Raw genomic sequence first — 17,043 nt, 5'->3', positions numbered from 1 at the left:
ACCGTGAAACGACTCCACGCCGATGATAGTGCGGATTGCCCGTGTGAAAGTAGGTAATCGTCAGGCTCCCATGCAGAAAACAGAAACCCCACCCAGAAAGGTGGGGTTTCTGTCGTTTACGGTCGCGAAAAGCACTGGCATGCCGCCCACCGGACATACCCGGCCGATGGGCAACCCGCCATGTCACCGCCACCGGCGGACCCGAACGACACCACCATCCCTGTCGGTTCGTTACGTGTTTGCATCGCTGCATCGCCCGTCGATGCCCGGTAGCGCCAACCCCGACGTTCGCCTCCGCACGTCTGACGTACCTCTTCCCGATACGCTGCGTTACCTGAACGCAGCGAGTTCGCCAGCCAACTTCCCCTTCGTCCCCTTACGCCCGCTTTCGTGCCATCGTCTGGTATGTCAGGCCCGCTGTGAAGCGGTCCAGCCGCTCGCTCGCATCGGTGATGGCCCACAGCGGGGCACGATGCAACGCAAGCGTCTGCCCAGTCTTGCAATGACCCGCATCTTCGCCGCGAAACCTGATAACTGTCTTCCACACAAAAATGCGGACAGGTTTCTTACGACGCAACCGCCGTCACCTCTAAACAAAACTTCATCTTCAAAACGCTTTCCTTCGCACTTGACGACTCGCCCTCTGCCTTAACATCCATTGCAAAATACTGTATAAATATACAGTGAAACGCATCACCCCCGTGCCTGCTTAATGCTGGGCAGGGCGGAGCATTCCCTATTGAAAAGAGCGTGTCTATGGCAGCAGCGATTCGGCTTGCGACCACCGCCTTGTCATCGCACTTGTCGCGTCAGATATGGCAAGGCAATGAGCTTGCCGCAGCGGACTCGCGGGTGATTTCCAGCGGCTACGCCGAACTGGATAGATTGCTGCCGGGACAAGGCTGGTCTGCAGGTGGTTTGACAGAGTTATTGATCGAACATGGTGGTGTGGGGGAGGTGCGTCTGCTGTCCCACGCGCTTCATCAACTGACCAGGCAGGCCGAGCGATACGTGCTATTCGTGGCGCCGCCTTATCAGCCTTGTGCCGCGGCACTGAGGGCTTGGGGGATCGATGTCGAGCGAATCTTATGGATACGCGCGAGTGAAGATCAGGCGCTATGGGCAGCCACTCAGGCACTGAAGCAGGATGGTATCGGCGCGGTCCTGGTCTGGCTGCCGAACGCCCGTGCCGATAAGGTCAGGCGCTTGCAGGTGGCGGCTCAGGAATCGTCGTCGCTGGCATTTTTGATCCGGCCCGTCGAGGTGGCCGCGCAATCTTCGCCAGCACCGTTGCGCATGATCTGCGCGCCGCTCTTGCCGGCCAATGCACAGACGATCAACCGTCGGCAGTGGTTGCAGGAGATCGGCGTGTCGATCGACATTTTCAAACGTCGCGGGCCGCCGCTAGCCGAGCCTTTGCGTCTCATTTTGCCTTTACAGAGCGCGTTGTTGCCGCAAAACCGAGCCGACGTCCATCGAGGACGAGAGATCAAACATGTTGTGGATCGCAGTCACATTGCCGCTCTTGTCGCTGGAAGCGGTGAAGCCTCCCGCGCTGTTCCCGGATGGTTCGCCCGCGCAGCCGAATCGTTTTGAGCCACGCGAACGCGACGAGACCTGCGCACCTCGAGGTGGCGAAGACGTCACCGAGGGGCGTTGCTATGCGTTGGCCGATCATGCGCACATCCTGCTGCAGGATGTCGATGCCTTGCGCGCCGGCGTGCAAGTAGGTCATTCGCGATCCTATGCATTGGCGTTGGCGCCGGGTCTGAAGCTGCTCGCCGCCGATATCCCCCGCGAAACGCAGGCATTCGAAGCGATAGCGCTCGCTTTGCTGGCCTACACACCGAAAGTTTCGCTCGCCGACGCGCACACGCTGCTGCTGGAAGTGGGCTCCGGTTTGAGGTTGTTCGGCGGTTTGCGCACGCTGCTGTCGCGAGTGTCCGCGACGGTGGCGGTATTCGGCTACACAGCGCGTATTGCCTGTGCGCCGACCGCCTGGGGCGCGTGGTTGCTGGCGCAGGCGAGGGTCAGCAGGCAGGGGCGCCGCTGGCATGTGATGAAGGAAACATCGCTCGCGCGAGTTCTCGACCGTTTGGCCGTATCGCTGCTGCCCGTCACGCAGGCGCATCGCGATGCATTCGCGCATGTCGGCTGCGGTACGCTGGCCGATTTGCGTCAATTGCCGCGCTCGGGCGTCGTACGGCGTTTCGGCAGTGGAATACTGGATCTGCTGGCGCAGGCGTATGGCACGCGGCCCGATCCGCGTGAATCGTTTCGTGCGCCGGCGTCGTTTCATGCCCAGCTCGAATTGCCGTCCCGGGTCGAGAACGCCGATGCGCTGCTATTTGCCGCACGTCGATTGATTGTGCAACTGGCCGGTTGGCTGAGTGCACATCATGCGGCGCTTAGCGTTTATACCTTGCTGCTCGAGCATGAATTGGCGTCTCGTCATGCGCCGAAGACATCGAGTTTGCGAGTCGCCTGGGCGATACCGTCGCGTGATGCCGAGCATTTGATCTGGTTGTTGCGGGAAAAATTGAATCAGACCGTTCTGGTGGCGCCGGTTATAGAGTTGAAACTGGTTGCGGACCAGATCGGTGACTATGCGGGGCAGTCGGACACCTTGTTTCCGATGCCCGAATCCGATGGCGAGTCGATCGCGCGCCTGCTCGAACGGTTGAGCGCCCGGCTGGGGCCGGAGAACGTGCTGCAGATGTCGGTGCAGGACGATCATCGTCCGGAGCGGGCAATGCTTGTGGAGGCGTACGAGGCGCAGGCGTTTTCACGCAAGAAGCGTGCGCCGGCAAAGGCGAAGGGAAAAGGTAAAGCGGATAAGACGTGGTTGACCGATGAGTTGAAGCGTGCCGCCACGGAAGGCGAACAGGCAGGCGATGATGCGGCGGCGCAGGAAGCGCAAGCCCTCCACGCTACCGCGACCACCGCGACCACCCAAGACAACCTCCCCCCAGCCGCACAACCACCCACCGCGCAAACCTCCCTCGACCTACCCGACAGCGCGTTGCCTTCGCAGCCTCGTCCGGTCTGGATGCTCGACAAACCGCTGCGTCTGATGATGCGCGACCAGCGGCCGATTTATCGTCGGCCGCTGAAAATGCTGACACGTACCGAGCGGATCGAAGCCGGCTGGTGGGACGGCAATCGTGTCGAGCGGGATTACTACGTCGCGGCCGACGATCGTGGCTATATGTTCTGGGTATACCGTGAACGGATTAGTGGCGAATGGTATTTGCAGGGATTGTTCGGTTGAACATCATGACGAACTCGCAGCCATCATCGCCCATTGAACACACGCTCGCGGCCGACTTGCCGGCGTATGCGGAGTTGCATTGCCTGACGAACTTCTCGTTTCTGCGTGGCGCATCGCATCCGCACGAACTCGTCGAGCAGGCCATGTCGTGCGGCTACAGCGCACTCGCCATTACCGACGAATGCTCGTTGGCGGGCGTCGTACGTGCGCACACGGCGATAAAAGAAATCGAACAGGAGCGCGAGCGTCAACTGAATGAACAACTAAACGAGCGCGCGAGAAAGGCGCAAGCCACTCAGGTGGATACGTCTTTGGAAAGCAGGGAAGAGAAGCTCACGACCTCACAACAGACGGCCGCAGAAAACAAAACCAAAGCAAGCGAGACCGAAAAAACTTCAACCCAGGAATCCATACCCCAAGAACTCGCCCCCCAGGCACCCCGTGAATTAAAACCCATCCCGCACCTGATCATCGGCAGCGAACTCAATCTGACCGACGACACCGGCAAGCCCTTCTGCACTCTGGTTGCGCTCGCAACCAACCGCAACGGCTACGGCAACCTTTCCGAGCTGATCACGCTGGCCCGCTCACGCGCGGACAAAGGCAGCTATCGCCTCGGGCCATCGGACATCACCGAGTCGTTGCCGCATCTGGAGCATCTGCAGGCGTTGCCGGACTGTCTTCTGATTCTCGTGCCGCAGCGCACGGCGACGCTCGCTCACACGCTGCGTTGCGCGCATTGGCTGGCGTCGTTCGCGGCGCAGCGTGCGTGGATTGCGCTCGAACTCTGGCAAACCGGCGGCGACGATCTGCAGATCGACGCATTGCGGATGATTTCATCCGCGAGTGGTTTGCCGCTGGTCGCGGCGGGCGGCGTTCTGATGCATACGCGCTCACGCAAGCCGCTACAGGACACGATGACCGCGATCGGCCTCGTTACGCCGCTCTCGGCATGCGGCCACGCGCTCGAGGCGAATGCCGAGCGGCATATGCGCACGCGCGTGCGACTCGGCAAACTGTATCCGCGCGACACGCTCGCGGAATCGCTGCGGATCGCCGCACTATGCCATTTCTCGCTCGACGAGCTCAAATACGAGTATCCCGAAGAACTGGTGCCGGCCGGCGAGTCGCCGTCGAGTTATCTGCGCAAGCTGGTGATGGCCGGCGCGGTGGAGCGCTGGCCCGACGGGATGGACCTGAAACGAATCGGCCAGATCGAGAAGGAACTGGGGCTGATCGCCGACCTGAAATACGAAAAGTATTTCCTCACGGTGCACGATATCGTGAGCTTTGCTCGCTCGAGAAACATCCTTTGCCAAGGGCGCGGATCGGCGGCGAATTCGATCGTGTGTTACTGCCTGCATGTGACGGAAATCGATCCGGTGCAGATGAACATGCTGATCGAACGCTTCATCTCGCGCGCGCGCAACGAGCCGCCGGATATCGACGTCGACTTCGAGCATCAGCGCCGCGAAGAGGTGATTCAATATATCTACGCCAGGTACGGCCGTCATCGCGCGGCGTTGACGGCGTCGCTGATTACGTACCACGCACGCAGTGCGCTGAAGGATGTGGGCAAGGCGCTGGGTCTGGAGGCGTCGTTGATCGAACGGATCAGCAAGTCGCAGCAGTGGTGGGACGGCACGGATGCGGTCGCTAAATATCTGGCCGAAGCGGGCTTCGACGCCAACTCGCACATCACGCAAAATCTGATTCGTCTCACGAGGGAGTTGCGTGGTTTTCCGCGCCATCTGTCGCAACACGTCGGCGGCTTCGTGATCGCGAAGGACAAACTATCGCGGCTCGTGCCGATCGAAAACGCGACGATGAAAGACCGCAGCGTGATCGAGTGGGACAAGGACGACATCGACGCGCTCAAGCTGCTGAAAGTCGACGTGCTGGCGCTCGGCATGTTGTCGGCGATCCGGCGCGCGCTGGAATTCGTCGCGCTGAGACGGGGATTTCCGCGCTTCAGGATGCAGGACATTCCGCGCGAGGATCGCGCCGTCTACGAGATGTGCGGCCACGCCGATACGATCGGCGTGTTCCAGATCGAGTCCCGCGCGCAGCAGAGCATGTTGCCTCGCTTGAAGCCGAACAAATACTACGACCTCGTGATCGAAGTGGCGATCGTGCGGCCCGGGCCGATTCAGGGCGGCATGGTGCATCCTTATCTGCGTCGCAAGCAAGGTCTCGAAGCGGTCGATTACGCCAAGGACGAATTGCGGCCGGTGCTCGAACGCACGCTCGGCGTGCCGATTTTCCAGGAGCAGGTCATGCATCTGGCGATGGTGGCGGCGAAATATACCGGCGAGCAGGCCGATCAGTTGCGTCGCGCGATGGCCGCGTGGCGGCGCAGCGGCAACATCGAAAAGTATCAGAAGGATTTGAGCGAGCGCATGCTCGAACGCGGCTATGAGCAGACTTTTATCGACCGTATCTGCAAGCAGATCGAGGGTTTCGGCGAATACGGCTTTCCGGAGAGTCATGCGGCGAGTTTCGCGTTGCTCGTCTATCTCAGCGCGTGGCTGAAGCGTTATGAACCGGCGGCTTTTCTGGCGGGTTTGCTGAACAGCCAGCCGTTGGGGTTTTATTCGCCGTCGCAACTCGTGCAGGATGCGAAGCGTCATGGCGTCCCGGTGTTGCCGCCCGATGTGACATTGAGCGATTGGGAGTCCACGTTCGAGCGGCGCGGTCATGAAGGGCAGCGGATCTCGGCGGACGAGACCTGTCTGCATCGCCAGCAGGCCGTGTTATCCGCGCAGCAATTGCGCGATCTGGCGCTGCGGCGGTTGACGGTGAGCCGGACGATCCGTCGCGCGGCCCAACGCATGACGGCTCGCGTGTTTCAGTCATCGAATACGTATGGCGCGCGCGGTCCCGCTGTGCGGATCGGCTTGCATCTGATCAAGGGCCTGGCGCAGGGCGCCGCCGAACGCATCATGGCGGCTCGCCGCGACGCGCAGTTTGCCGACGTCGACGATCTGGCGCGTCGCGCGGCCTTGACGCGGCGCGATCTCGAAGCGCTGGCCGCGGCGAATGCGCTAGTCGGGATCGCAGGACATCGGCGTGAAGCGTGGTGGGCGGTGACCGCGCAGCACACGGTGCCCAAATTGCTGCGCGACGCACCGATCGCCGAAGCGCCGTTGGCGTTGCCGCCGGCGGCGGAAAGCCGCGAGATCGTCGACGATTACGCCAGCATTGGCCTCACGCTCAATCGTCATCCGCTCGCGTTGTTGCGTCCGCGGCTCGCACAGCAGCGTTTTCGCGCGGCGGCCGAACTTGCCGCGTGTCAGCACGGCATGCTGGTGCGGGCATGCGGGATCGTCACCGTGCGGCAGCGGCCGGGCACGGCGAACGGGACGGTGTTCGTTTCGATCGAAGACGAGACGGGGTCGATCAATGTGATCGTCTGGCCGTCGCTAGTGGAGAAGCAGCGCAAGGTGTTGCTGGGGGCGTCGTTGCTGGCGGTTTATGGTGTCGTGCAGCGTGATGATGGCGTCGCGACGGGTGGCGATAACGGCAAGACGGGGCAGACGCTGAATGGGAAGCCGGGCGGGAAGGGGAAGCAGAAAAACAAGGGCGAGGTGATTCATCTCGTCGCCCATCGTCTTGAGGATCTGAGTGATTGGCTCGGCGAACTCGCCACGGCGAGTCGCGATTTTCATTGAGGTGGGTTGGGGTTTTGCGGTTTGCGGCCGTGGGTGCTTAGGTGCTTAGGTGCTTAGGTGGTTAGGGACTCGCGCACTTGGGCACTTGAGGCGCGCATGCCCACACCACCCACACTCACGCCGCTGTATCACCGCGCCACGGAAACGCCGCCAGCACCTGCCGGATCGCCGTATCGAACGGCGTACGGCGGCCGATCCCCAGCGCTTCGAGTCGGTCCGACGCCAGATGGCAGTTATGCGGACGAGGCGTCGCATCGGTCGGCGTGTGTTGCGGCGTCAGCCGCGCGTCGACCTGCAATGCTTCGGCAAGACGGATCGCGATTTCGTACTTGGTCATCGGTTCGTCGCCCGACCATTGCACGATGCCGCGGATCGCTTCGTTGCGCGCATGCCGTTCGAGCATCTGGCGGATCACGACCGCGATATCCGGCGTGAAGGTCGGGTAGCGTATCGCCCAGGCGTCCATGACGGCGGATTTGCCGTCCGCCGCTGATGTCGCCGCCGACGCCGCGATCGCCGGCACGAGACTCGTCACCGCCGATTCCGCCCAGCCGACGATCGGCCCATACAGTAGCGGCAAACGCAGCACGCAGCCGAGATCGGTCGTGTCCAGCAGCGCGCGCTCGCCTTCGAGCTTGCTGCGTCCATAGGCGTTGAGCGGCGAGGGCGCGGCGTCATGCCGATAAGGCGGGTGGGCGCCGTCGAAAACGTAGTCGGTGGAGATCGACAGCGTCCAGGCGCCGCGCCGGTTTGCCGCGGCGGCCAGGGTACGTACCGCGTCGACGTTCAGCGCACGGGCTAGCGCCGGGTCGTGCTCGCATACGTCCGGCCGACGCTCCGCGGCGGCAATCACGAGCGCGTCTGGTGCTTCGCGCTCGATGAATTGTTCGACCGCGCGGGCGTCGCGAATATCCAGTGTGGCAGCGTTCGGTGCTGGGCGGCTGAACGTCGTCGCGACGACTTGCCAGCCGGCCTGCTGCGCCAGTTCGCCGACGAGCGCGCGGCCGAGCAGCCCGGAGGCGCCAATGACAGCAACTTTGAACATGACGTGAACCCGCCTAGCGAAGTGCGTCGCTGCTTGCGGCACCGCCGGTCAGGCTTTTGACCGTGTAGCCGGCTTCGTCGATAGCGGCTTTAAGGGCGTCAGCCGTTTGCGTCGATTCGACCACGACGCGCCCCGACGCCAGATCCACCTGCACCTGCGCGGCCTCGTCGTGCTCGCGGATTGCGTTCGTCACCGCTGCCACACAGTGCTGGCAGCTCATGCCTTCTACCTGTAATTCGATCGTCATCGGGTGGGTCTCGAGGAAATGGATAGTGCGATAGTTCAATTATGCCTGCCGATCCGCACCTGAGTGCTAGACCCTCCCATCATGGGAAGGTGTAGGATCGATTCAAACTTGGGGGAATAGTGATGAATATCGGTGAAGCGGCCCGTTCGTCGGGCGTCACGGCGAAGATGATTCGCTACTACGAAAGCGTCGGCCTGCTGATGGCGAAGGCGCGCACCAGCGCCGGCTATCGTGTGTACGGTCCGCAGGAAGTTCACTCGCTGCGCTTTATCCGGCAGGCGCGCCGGCTCGGTTTTCTGGTCGAAGACATTCGACGGCTGCTGGCGCTGTGGCACGACCGTTCGCGCGCCAGCGCCGAAGTGAAGGCGATCGCGCTGGAACACGTCGCAGAACTCGACCGCCGGATCGCCGAACTCACCGACATGCGCGACACGTTGGCGCATCTGGCTGATCACTGTCACGGCGACGACCGGCCCGATTGCCCGATTATCGAGCGGCTCGCAGACACCGATATGGTGTCCGGGCATGGTTGTCATCCCGTTTGATGATGCGGTTGGCCGTGCGTTAACGGTGAAAGGTGCAACCCGTGGCAAAGTCTCGTCGCATTACGGGAGTTTTGCACCAAATTTGTGCAAAATATTATGGGGCAGTATGCTACGCGAGGAAATTCAGCGTCACTGCATAAATAAATCAACGACTTAGATGCACCTCGATCGTGCACCATTCCAAAGCGGAATGCACGTCATGCGGGCATTTCATTAGCAAGGTTGCACCATAGGGCTATAATCCGGGTTAACCCTTTTACGGGAAATCCCTGATGAACAGTGCACCGGGGATTCAATCTGATCCTTGGAGAACATCATGTTTGCATACATTCTTGAAAAGCTGAGCACCTGGTTTGAAGCCGCAGAACGTAACCGTCGCGAAGCCTACCTGGCGTCGTCATCGGATATCGTTCAGTTGGAACAACGCATCCGCACGCTCGAAACCAACGGCTACTCGCTGTAAGTTTCATCCGCGTCACGTTGGACCGGCAGCGCTCGGTAGCGCAGCCAATGCAGTAAGTGTTGAGCCCCGTATTGACGGGGCTTTGTCACATCTGGGCCTGGAAAAATCGCACAACGTGGCGTGTGCGACGCCCGTTCCTGGCGAATATCGACTAGCCTGGCGAGTGACGTCGCGGTAAGGTAAGACGTTTTCAGCTTTTTCTCCGACGTTCTCAAATTCAACCGGTCCGTCCTATGCCTTCCGTCCGTTCGCTCAAATTCATCTTCGCCGTGGCCGCAGCGGTCTCGCTGACGACGATTTTTACCGCACCGGTGGCAGACGCCGCGTCGAGCACGAGCACTACGCGCAAGCCGTTGATCCTCGACTCGCAGAACGGCATCAACGACGGCCAAAGCGGCACCGTGCTGCAAACCGCGCCGCTCTCGCATCAGCCGATCGTGGGGGCGCAGCCCATCGCGGCGCCTGCCGAGCTCGCGCCTGATTCGTCGATGCCTTACGTCGTCGCGCCGTATATCCAGTTGCCCACGGGTGGAAACACACCACAGCCGCCACGGCCGCAGCCGCGCCCTGTGCAACGATCGCAATAGGCGTCGGCAACGCATTTCCGCCTCGTCGCTTCGTTTCTCCCCAATCCCCGTAACGCATCGTGACGCGCCGCATCGCGCCGCCAGAGTCTGGTCGGCGTCGTTACGTTTGCACGCGCGGAACCCTGCGCGGCATGCGGCGCCCACAGTGCGTGCCATTGGGGTTTCGGTGCATGGCGCTCGCGAAACCGTCCGACGACAATCGTTGCGCGGGTTCTCGCCAACGATTCGGGCCGTGCAAGCGCATCGCTCGATCGCGTCGAATAAAAACAGAACAAGGAGACATCACATGCCTATTCACTGGATGCGGCGTGCCGCCAGCGCTGGCGCTTGCGTCGCACTGGTCGCGTTTGCCGCGCTGCCCGGCGCCACGTTCGCCAAGGATGTGCCGGAAAAGCCCACGCTGACGATGGCGGTCGGCGGCTTGCCGGGCCTTTACTATTTGCCCGTACTGGCCGCGCAGCAACTGGGCTACTTCAAGGACGAGGGCCTGGACGTCACGCTGGAAGATTTCGCGGGCGGCTCGAAGGCGTTGGAAGCGGTCGTAGGCGGTAGCGCCGATGTCGGTGCCGGCGCGTTCGAACACACGCTGTTCATGCAGGCAAAAGGTCAACATTACCGCGCGTTCGCGCTGATGGGCCGTGCACCGCAGATCGTCGTCGCGGTGCTGAAATCGAAGGCCGATCAAATCAGGACACTGGCCGATTTCAAAGGCGCGAAGGTGGGCGTGAGCGCGCCGGGCTCGTCGACGGATCTCGTGCTCACCGTGGCTTTGCGCAAGGCCGGCGTACAGCGCAACGAGATCTCGGCGATCGGTGTGGGCAGCGGCGCCACGGTGCTGGCGGCGGTGAGCGGCGGGCAGATCGAGGCGCTTTCCAACGTCGATCCGATGATGACCAAGCTCGCGCGCAGCGGCGCGATCAAGGTGCTGGTCGACACGCGTACGGTGAAGGGAACGCAGGACGTATTCGGCGGAACGATGCCCGCGGCGACGTTGTATGCGTCGGACAGTTTCATCCAGAAGTATCCGAAGACGACGCAGGCGCTCGCCAATGCGATCGTGCGCGCGGATCACTGGCTGCAGACCGCGAGCGACGCCGATCTGCTGAAGATGGTGCCGCCAGCGTATCTACTCAACGACTCGGCGCTTTATGTGGAAGCCTTCCACAACGTGCGCGACGCCTATTCGCCGGATGGCTTGATGCCGGTGGATGGGCCGGCAACTTCGTTGCGGGCGCTGTCGTCGTTCGATAACCGGCTCGATCCGAAGAAGATCGATCTGAATGCGACGTATACGAACGATTTTGCGCGGAAGGCCGCGATGCAACTGAAATAGGCCGGCCTGCGGGCTATAGGGGACGCGGTCGTGCCCGCCAGCTCGCAGGCTTGTCCGCGCACGGCCGGGCGCTCAGTTGCCCGCCGCACGACGGTGCCGGCACGCGCAAGCTGCAACCCCACGACCCGCAAATCCCACCCGCGTCGCCCGGTTCAGTCGCCGCGATACTCGACCTTGAACTGCGCGGCCTTGTCCTCACCGAGCGCCTTAACCAGCCACGGCATTTGATCCTTCAGCGTCTTGGCCAGCGTATACGGCGGATTCAGAATGAACATGCCGCTACCGAACAGGCCGAAACCATCTTCCGGCGGATTGCTCACAGTCAGGCTCACGTGCAGCCAGTTACGCTCCCGCAACTTTTTCAGTTGATCGGGAAAGCGCTGCGATTCAAGGCGCCGCACCTGCGGATACCAGACCGCGTAGGTGCCGGTCGGAAAGCGCTTCAGGCTCTCTTCGACGCAACGCAGCGTGCGCGTGTAGTCGCGTTTGTCCTCGTACGACGGATCGAGCAACACCAATGCACGGCGCGGCGCCGGTGGCAGCAACGCGAGGATGCCGTCGAAACCGTCCCCGGCGTAGAGCATGGCCCGGCGACCCGCGTCGCGGAAATTGTGGCGCAGCACGTCGATTTCGGTGGTGTGCAGTTCGAACAGACGCATGCGGTCCTGCTCGCGCAACTGCCGCCACGCAATGTAGGGCGAACCGGGATAGAAGCGCAGTTGGCCGTCCGGATTGAGCGCGGCCACTTCGTCGACGTAATCGGCGAACAACGGCGGCAGGTCGTTGCGCTCCCACAGTTTGGCAATGCCGGTCTGGAACTCGCCGGTTTTGACCGCGTAGCCTTCCTTCAGCGAATAGACGCCGGCGCCCGCATGCGTGTCGATATACCAGTAGGCTTTGTCCTTCTGGCCGAGGTAGCGCAAGAGCTGCAACACGACGGCGTGTTTCAGGACGTCGGCGTGGTTGCCTGCGTGAAAGGCGTGGCGGTAGCTAAGCATGATGAGGAGACGCTGAAAGAAGGCGTGCCGGCCCAGGTCGGATCCGGCGACGCGGGTGCAATATGGCTGCACAGCGGGCACAGAGCGCCGATGCGAGGCGCGGTCGCGTATTGTACGCGACGCCGCGCCGCCCTTCGCGCATTGCAGCGAGTCCGCGTGACATGGGCCACGCTGCAGCCCGGCCCATGTTACTCGGCACGGCGCGAGTCCGCTCAGTCGTACGCGTCGCCGACAATGTCTTCGATCTTCTGCTTGATCTCCGGCGTGATCCGCGTGGCCACCTCGGCGGATTGCATGTTTTCGCCGATCTGTTCGACCCGCGACGCCCCCGTGATTACCGTGCTGACATGCGGATTCTTCAGCAGCCACGCGATCGCCAGTTGACCGATCGTGCAGTCCAGTTCGTCCGCCACTTCGCCGAGCTTGCCGACCACGTTGTTCTTGCCCGTGTCGGTAAGTTGCTTGCGCAACCAGTCGTAGCCTTGCAACTGTGCGCGGCTATCGGCAGGCACGCCGTCGCGGTATTTGCCGGTCAGCAGACCGGAAGCGAGCGGACTCCACGTGGTCAGTCCAAGACCAATGTCCTCATACAGACGCTTGTATTCCTGTTCGACGCGTTTGCGGTGAAACAGGTTGTATTGCGGCTGCTCCATGACCGGCTTGTGCAGATGATGACGCTCGGCGATGTCGTAAGCCGCGCGAATTTCATCGGCGCTCCATTCGGACGTGCCCCAGTACAGCGCCTTGCCGCGCGTGATCATGTCGCTCATGGCCCAGACCGTTTCCTCGACGGGCGTGTTCGGGTCGGGACGATGACAGAACACCAGATCGACATAATCGAGTTGCAAGCGCTTGAGCGACGCGTCGATCGCGTTCAACAGGTATTTGCGGTTCAGCGTGTGATACTGATTCGGCGCTTCCGCGAGGCCCCAGAAGAATTTCGTCGACACCACATAGCTGACGCGCGGCCACGCCAGTTCCTTCAGCGCCTGGCCCATGATTTCTTCCGACTTGCCGCCAGCGTACACCTCGGCATTATCGAAAAAGTTGACGCCGGCGTCGCGCGCCGCCGCGAGCGATTCACGCGCCGCGCCATGGTCGACCTGATTGCCGTAGGTGACCCACGAGCCAATGGACAGTTCGCTGACTTGCAGGCCAGAGCGGCCCAGACGTCGATAATTCATGCCTTCCTCCTTGTTGGTGATGCCACAGGAATCCCGCCGGAAACGTCCAGTTTAAAGAGATATGGGGCGATGTGCGTTTTACCGATGGAGTTCACATGGTTCATGCACAATAGCAGCGTTGGCCGCAGTGCAGCATTCGGCCGAACGGCCTATGCCGTTTGGCTGACTTCACGCCGCCCGCGGTCCGTGGTCTCATTGCTCATCAACTGCATGGAGGTTCTGGATGTCGTCACTGAACACGAATCTGAATGGCAAAGTCGCGGTAGTCACCGGTGCCGCGAGCGGCATCGGCAAGCAGATTGCGCTCACCCTTTCGGCGGCGGGCGCGGCGGTCGCGATCGCCGACCTGAATCAGGACGGGGCGAACGCCGTCGCTGAAGAAATCAAACAGGGCGGCGGCAAGGCAATCGGCGTGGCCATGGACGTCACGAACGAAGACGCCGTCAACCAGGGCATCGACAAAGTCGCCGCCGAATTCGGCTCGATCGATATTCTGATTTCCAACGCCGGCATCCAGATCGTTAATCCAATCGAAAACTATTCGTTTTCAGACTGGAAGAAAATGCAGGCGATTCACGTGGACGGCGCCTTCCTGACCACCAAGGCCGCGCTCAAGCACATGTACAAGGACGATCGCGGCGGCATCGTGATCTACATGGGCTCGGTCCACTCGCATGAGGCGTCGCCGCTGAAGTCCGCCTACGTGACCGCCAAACATGCGCTGCTGGGTCTCTCGCGCGTGCTGGCCAAGGAAGGCGCGAAGCACAACGTGCGCTCGCACGTGGTATGCCCGGGTTTCGTGCGCACGCCGCTCGTCGACAAGCAGATTCCCGAGCAGGCCAAGGAACTCGGCATCAGCGAAGAAGACGTGATCAAGCGCGTCATGCTGGGCGGCACGGTCGACGGCATCTTCACCACGGTGGAAGACGTCGCCCAGACGGTGCTGTTCCTCTCTACCTTCCCGACGGCGGCGCTGACCGGCCAGTCCTTTATTGTGAGCCACGGCTGGTACATGCAATAAGGAGGCGCCCATGGCGCAACGCAATCTCAAGCGGGCGCGCGTGGGTGCGCCCGGTGACGGGGAAGGCGAGGGCGCGGGTCCCGCGCCCGCCGCACACCCGGGCCGGCACCTCCATTTGCCCAAGTACGAAACCGTCGCACTGATGTTGCAGGGCGGCGGCGCATTGGGCGCCTATCAGGCCGGCGTCTATCAGGGGCTTTTCGAAGCCGGCATCGAGCCCAACTGGCTGGCGGGCATTTCGATCGGCGCCTTGAATACGGCGATCATCGCCGGCAATCCGCCGGAAAAGCGTGTCGAACGGCTGTTGCAGTTCTGGGAGACGATTTGCCAGCCGGCATTCGGCCCGCCGCTGCCGGCTTTTATAGAACATGCGCTGTTCAATTCCAGCGAGGCGATACGCAAGGCCTTTACGGCAACCCAGGCCATGGGCGCGATCGTCGAGGGGCAAAAAGGCTTTTTTGTGCCGCGTTTTCCGCCGCCGTTGCCCACGGTGTCCGGGCCGCCGCAAATGGCCAGCTACTACGACACCACACCGCTGAAAGCCACGCTTGAAGCGCTGTGCGATTTCGACCGGATCAACTCGAAGGAAATGCGTGTGTCGGTGGGCGCGGTCAATTGCGGTACGGGCAATTTCGCGTACTTCGATAACACGCACACCACGCTGAGGCCCGAGCATTTCATGGCATCGGGCGCGTTGCCGCCGGGCTTCGCGGCGGTCGAAATCGACGGTCAGTACTATTGGGACGGCGGCTTGATGTCGAATACGCCGCTCTACGAGGTGATTCAGTCCACGCCGCGTCGCGACACGCTCGCGTTTCAGGTCGATCTGTGGAGCGCGATCGGACCGGTGCCGGACAACATCACCGACGTTCAGGGGCGCATGAAAGACATCCAGTACTCGAGCCGTACGCGTCTCGTGACCGATATGCTGCAGCGGTCGCAGCGTTTCCGCCACGTGTTGCGCGAGGTGCTGGACCGCGTGCCGTCCGATCAGCGCGACGATCCGTGGTGCAAGCTGGCCGAGGATCTATCGTGCTCGAAGCGCTATAACGTGCTGCATCTGATCTACCGGCAAAAGGAGTACGAAGGGCATTTCAAGGACTTCCAGTTCGGCCTGACGACAATGCGCGAACATTGGCAAAGTGGTCTGGATGATATCCAGCGTTCGCTTGCGCAACCCGATTGGCTCGACATGCCGGACAACGACGCGGGTTTTGTCACGCACGATATTCACCGCGATTCACGCTGATCAAGATCGCAAGCCCTACCCGCCACAAACGAAAACGGCGCCCGCAGGGGCGCCGTTTTCACATCAACCAGGCGCGCGCGGAACAAGCCGCGCGCCGGTAAGCCTTCTTACTTCAACACGTGAGCGATCGCGTTAGCCACCGCGTCGAGATTGCGCGTGTTCAGCGCAGCCACGCAGATACGGCCGGTGCTCACCGCATAGATGCCGAACTCTTCGCGCAGACGGTCGACTTGCGGTGCCGTCAGACCCGAGTACGAGAACATGCCGCGTTGCGCGTTCACGAAGCTGAAGTCGCGATCCACGCCGCTTGCCTTCAGGCGTTCGACCAGACCGTTACGCATGGCGCGGATACGGTCGCGCATTTCGCCCAGTTCCGTTTCCCACGTGGCGCGCAAATCGGCCGACGCGAGCACCGCGGCGACTACCGAGCCGCCATGCGTGGGCGGGTTCGAGTAATTCGTGCGGATCACGCGCTTGAGTTGTGACAGCACGCGCGCGGATTCTTCCTTGCTCGCGGTGATGATCGACAGCGCGCCGATGCGCTCGCCGTACAGCGAGAACGACTTCGAGAACGACGACGACACGAACACGTTCAGTTCCGACGCGGCGAACAGGCGCACGGCTGCGGCGTCGGCTTCGATGTTGTCGCCGAAACCCTGATACGCGATGTCGAGGAACGGCACCAGATTACGCGCCTTGACGACTTCGACCACCTGCTTCCATTGTTCGACGCTGAGGTCGACGCCGGTCGGGTTGTGGCAGCACGCGTGCAGCACGACCACCGTGCCCGCCGCGTAGCCGTTCAGCGCGCTGAGCATGCCTTCGAAGTTCACGCCATGCGTTTGCGCGTCGTAGTACGGGTACGACAGGACTTCAAAGCCCGCGCTTTCGAACAGCGCGCGGTGGTTTTCCCAGCTCGGGTCGCTGATTGCGACCTTGGCGTTCGGGTCCAGGCGCTTCAGGAAGTCCGCGCCGATTTTCAGCGCGCCCGTGCCGCCCAGTGCCTGCGCCGTCACGACGCGACCTGCCGCGATCAGCGCGGAGTCATTGCCGAGCAGCAGCGTTTGCACGGCTGCGTCGTAGGCGGCGATGCCCTCGATCGGCAGATAGCCGCGCGGCAGCGCAGCTTCGACGCGCGCCCGTTCGGCGTCGCGCACGGCACGCAGCAGCGGAATCTTGCCTTCTTCGTTGAAGTACACGCCGACGCCAAGGTTGACCTTGGTGGCGCGCGTATCGGCGTTAAAAGCTTCGTTCAGGCCCAGAATCGGGTCGCGGGGAGCAAGTTCGACGGCGGAGAACAGAGACATGATGGGTGGGCAGCAGTAGTGAAAAGAGGGCGGCGGCACCGAGCGCGAGACGGCCCGGCCAGCGGCCTCTGACGAAAAAACACAGGCGGGTGGCGGGCGGCTGCGAGCGAGCGCAACTTCGC

General features: G+C 62.1%; 14 protein-coding genes. 9 read left to right on the top strand and 5 right to left on the bottom strand.

Annotation, left to right across the window (positions count from 1 at the left end):
* Positions 1–756 precede the first annotated feature (756 nt).
* Genes imuA through BX591_RS29020 form a run of 3 tightly spaced genes read left to right on the top strand, consistent with a single transcriptional unit; the run spans position 757 to position 6,942 of the window.
* Positions 757–1,596 carry a translesion DNA synthesis-associated protein ImuA gene (gene imuA, locus BX591_RS29030; RefSeq protein ID WP_111934758.1) on the top strand — a complete coding sequence of 280 codons (840 nt, stop codon included), beginning with the start codon at positions 757–759 and terminating at the stop codon, positions 1,594–1,596.
* Positions 1,496–3,271, top strand: coding sequence for a Y-family DNA polymerase (locus BX591_RS29025; RefSeq protein ID WP_111934757.1), 1,776 nt, complete (start codon positions 1,496–1,498; stop codon positions 3,269–3,271). The genes imuA and BX591_RS29025 overlap by 101 nt, the downstream gene beginning before the upstream one ends.
* 5 nt (positions 3,272–3,276) lie before the next feature.
* Positions 3,277–6,942: an error-prone DNA polymerase gene (locus BX591_RS29020; RefSeq protein ID WP_111934764.1), complete on the top strand. Its 3,666-nt coding sequence runs from the start codon at positions 3,277–3,279 to the stop codon at positions 6,940–6,942.
* A gap of 115 nt (positions 6,943–7,057) precedes the next feature.
* Here the strand turns inward: BX591_RS29020 and BX591_RS29015 are convergent, their stop codons facing one another.
* Entirely contained in the window at positions 7,058–7,987 is a 930-nt protein-coding gene (locus BX591_RS29015; protein WP_111934756.1) for a dTDP-4-dehydrorhamnose reductase family protein, read from the bottom strand.
* 13 nt (positions 7,988–8,000) lie between these two features.
* Positions 8,001–8,234 carry a heavy-metal-associated domain-containing protein gene (locus BX591_RS29010; protein ID WP_111934755.1) on the bottom strand — a complete coding sequence of 78 codons (234 nt, stop codon included), beginning with the start codon at positions 8,232–8,234 and terminating at the stop codon, positions 8,001–8,003.
* A 122-nt stretch (positions 8,235–8,356) separates the two neighbouring features.
* Between BX591_RS29010 and cueR the strand changes: the two genes are divergently transcribed.
* The 4 genes from cueR (at position 8,357) to BX591_RS28990 (ending at position 11,162) form a co-directional block, all read left to right on the top strand.
* Complete coding sequence (gene cueR / locus BX591_RS29005) at positions 8,357–8,779, top strand: Cu(I)-responsive transcriptional regulator (RefSeq protein WP_111934754.1); 423 nt, start codon at positions 8,357–8,359, stop codon at positions 8,777–8,779.
* 316 nt (positions 8,780–9,095) lie between these two features.
* Positions 9,096–9,242: a DUF3563 family protein gene (locus BX591_RS29000; protein WP_081935903.1), complete on the top strand. Its 147-nt coding sequence runs from the start codon at positions 9,096–9,098 to the stop codon at positions 9,240–9,242.
* A gap of 233 nt (positions 9,243–9,475) precedes the next feature.
* Complete coding sequence (locus tag BX591_RS28995; protein ID WP_111934753.1) at positions 9,476–9,829, top strand: hypothetical protein; 354 nt, start codon at positions 9,476–9,478, stop codon at positions 9,827–9,829.
* Between the two features lie 286 nt (positions 9,830–10,115).
* Entirely contained in the window at positions 10,116–11,162 is a 1,047-nt protein-coding gene (locus tag BX591_RS28990) for an ABC transporter substrate-binding protein (RefSeq protein WP_111934752.1), read from the top strand.
* A gap of 152 nt (positions 11,163–11,314) precedes the next feature.
* On the opposite strand, the gene BX591_RS28985 is transcribed toward BX591_RS28990, so the two are convergent.
* Together BX591_RS28985 and BX591_RS28980 are read right to left on the bottom strand one after the other, a co-directional pair.
* On the bottom strand, positions 11,315–12,160 hold the full coding sequence (locus BX591_RS28985; protein WP_111934751.1) for a 23S rRNA (adenine(2030)-N(6))-methyltransferase RlmJ: 846 nt from the start codon (positions 12,158–12,160) through the stop codon (positions 11,315–11,317).
* Between the two features lie 212 nt (positions 12,161–12,372).
* Complete coding sequence (locus tag BX591_RS28980; protein ID WP_111934750.1) at positions 12,373–13,344, bottom strand: potassium channel beta subunit family protein; 972 nt, start codon at positions 13,342–13,344, stop codon at positions 12,373–12,375.
* Positions 13,345–13,567: 223 nt separating this feature from the next.
* On the opposite strand from BX591_RS28980, the gene BX591_RS28975 reads away from it, so the two are divergent.
* Together BX591_RS28975 and BX591_RS28970 are read left to right on the top strand one after the other, a co-directional pair.
* Entirely contained in the window at positions 13,568–14,365 is a 798-nt protein-coding gene (locus tag BX591_RS28975) for a 3-hydroxybutyrate dehydrogenase (RefSeq protein WP_097391917.1), read from the top strand.
* Between the two features lie 10 nt (positions 14,366–14,375).
* A complete protein-coding gene (locus BX591_RS28970; RefSeq protein ID WP_111934749.1) occupies positions 14,376–15,614 on the top strand; it encodes a DUF3734 domain-containing protein in 1,239 nt (412 codons plus the stop codon).
* Positions 15,615–15,721: 107 nt separating this feature from the next.
* Here BX591_RS28970 and BX591_RS28965 read toward each other — a convergent pair whose 3' ends face one another.
* Positions 15,722–16,921 (bottom strand): amino acid aminotransferase, encoded by a 1,200-nt coding sequence (locus BX591_RS28965; RefSeq protein ID WP_111934748.1) that lies wholly within the window; start codon positions 16,919–16,921, stop codon positions 15,722–15,724.
* Positions 16,922–17,043: the final 122 nt, after the last annotated feature.

It is taken from the genome of Paraburkholderia bryophila (assembly GCF_003269035.1).
GTDB classification, from domain to species: domain Bacteria; phylum Pseudomonadota; class Gammaproteobacteria; order Burkholderiales; family Burkholderiaceae; genus Paraburkholderia; species Paraburkholderia bryophila.
The sequence above is the reverse complement of the archived record's forward strand: the minus strand, read 5'-3'. Positions and strand labels throughout refer to the sequence as shown.

Bases quoted from the DNA above. Each gene is read 5' to 3' on its own strand.
- BX591_RS29000 (WP_081935903.1), top strand. From the start codon at position 9,096: ATGTTTGCATACATTCTTGAAAAGCTGAGCACCTGGTTTGAAGCCGCA.
- BX591_RS29010 (WP_111934755.1), bottom strand. From the start codon at position 8,234: ATGACGATCGAATTACAGGTAGAAGGCATGAGCTGCCAGCACTGTGTG.
- BX591_RS28965 (WP_111934748.1), bottom strand. From the start codon at position 16,921: ATGTCTCTGTTCTCCGCCGTCGAACTTGCTCCCCGCGACCCGATTCTG.
- BX591_RS28985 (WP_111934751.1), bottom strand. From the start codon at position 12,160: ATGCTTAGCTACCGCCACGCCTTTCACGCAGGCAACCACGCCGACGTC.
- BX591_RS29015 (WP_111934756.1), bottom strand. From the start codon at position 7,987: ATGTTCAAAGTTGCTGTCATTGGCGCCTCCGGGCTGCTCGGCCGCGCG.
- imuA (WP_111934758.1), top strand. From the start codon at position 757: ATGGCAGCAGCGATTCGGCTTGCGACCACCGCCTTGTCATCGCACTTG.
- BX591_RS28970 (WP_111934749.1), top strand. From the start codon at position 14,376: ATGGCGCAACGCAATCTCAAGCGGGCGCGCGTGGGTGCGCCCGGTGAC.
- cueR (WP_111934754.1), top strand. From the start codon at position 8,357: ATGAATATCGGTGAAGCGGCCCGTTCGTCGGGCGTCACGGCGAAGATG.
- BX591_RS28990 (WP_111934752.1), top strand. From the start codon at position 10,116: ATGCCTATTCACTGGATGCGGCGTGCCGCCAGCGCTGGCGCTTGCGTC.
- BX591_RS29025 (WP_111934757.1), top strand. From the start codon at position 1,496: ATGTTGTGGATCGCAGTCACATTGCCGCTCTTGTCGCTGGAAGCGGTG.
- BX591_RS28975 (WP_097391917.1), top strand. From the start codon at position 13,568: ATGTCGTCACTGAACACGAATCTGAATGGCAAAGTCGCGGTAGTCACC.
- BX591_RS28995 (WP_111934753.1), top strand. From the start codon at position 9,476: ATGCCTTCCGTCCGTTCGCTCAAATTCATCTTCGCCGTGGCCGCAGCG.
- BX591_RS28980 (WP_111934750.1), bottom strand. From the start codon at position 13,344: ATGAATTATCGACGTCTGGGCCGCTCTGGCCTGCAAGTCAGCGAACTG.
- BX591_RS29020 (WP_111934764.1), top strand. From the start codon at position 3,277: ATGACGAACTCGCAGCCATCATCGCCCATTGAACACACGCTCGCGGCC.